The organism is Aquimarina macrocephali JAMB N27 (assembly GCF_000520995.1).
Lineage (GTDB): Bacteria > Bacteroidota > Bacteroidia > Flavobacteriales > Flavobacteriaceae > Aquimarina > Aquimarina macrocephali.
The window spans coordinates 1-1,013 of the sequence record NZ_JACA01000123.1 but is presented as its reverse complement, the minus strand read 5'-3'; the positions used below and the strand labels follow the sequence as shown (position 1 = coordinate 1,013).

Annotated in this window: 1 protein-coding gene; it reads right to left on the bottom strand. The window is 37.5% G+C overall.

Going from position 1 to position 1,013, the window contains the following annotated elements:
- Positions 1 to 1,013 (bottom strand): SprB repeat-containing protein (locus Z054_RS29630; RefSeq protein WP_035093899.1); only part of this gene is annotated, 1,013 nt, incomplete at both ends.

Below are 1,013 nucleotides of genomic sequence, written 5' to 3'. Positions count from 1 at the left end.
TGATCAGGTATTGGGTAAGTCACATCTATTATTACGAACTTTTCATTAGTAAATACCTGGCTGGCATATAGGAATTCTGCATTAATTTCGGTGTCGACTTTATTTACGACCACCTTACTGGTTGCTGTGCATCCTTTTCCATTAGTTACAGTGACGATATATTCTCCGGTTTGATCGACAGTTATTTGAGGTTGGTTACTAGAGAATCCGTTTTGTGCTGTCCATAGATATGATGCGTTAGGGTCATCGATTAGAGCCGAGAATGAAGCAGTTTGTCCTAAGCAAATAAACTGATCTTCTCCCAGATTAATATCGACTGGTTCTGGGTCTGTAACTTGATAGGTTCTCACTAAGGTTTTGTTTCCAAATCCTTGTATGGTTACGGTGTATGATCCGGCGCATAATCCAGTTATTTTATCTGTGGTATCTCCGGTATTCCATTGGTAGGTAAAATTACCATTTCCTTTGTTTACTTCAATTTCAATTTCTGCATTGCACTCCCCGTTACATACCAGTGGTTTTATGGTTACATCTACGATGTCAGGTTGTGTTATTTGATAAGTTTGCTGAATTGTACAGATATTTGCATCGGTAATGCTGACTTGATATTGATCAGCGATTAGATTGTCTATGACCGCATTGTTTCCAACATTGGTATTATCAGAGAGTCGTATCCAGTTTATGGTGTAAGGTTGTAATCCTCCTTTGAGTTGTAATTCGATTCTTCCATCATCTCCTTCATAAGTAGATACATTTGTTAAAGAAGCATCTTGAATCTGAATTTGATTATCCTGATTGATTACAGGTATTGTTTTATCAGTAGTACATCCATTAGCATCCTGAACCATGATATTGTATTGTCCTACAGTTAGGTTTTGAATATCCTGAGTAGTTTGTCCATCCTCCCAGAGTATGGTATAAGGAGGAGTTCCTCCTGTAATAGATACATCGATTGCTCCTGTATTGCCTTGTGGACAAAGTACAGGAGTTGTACTTATACTATTAATTTCTAA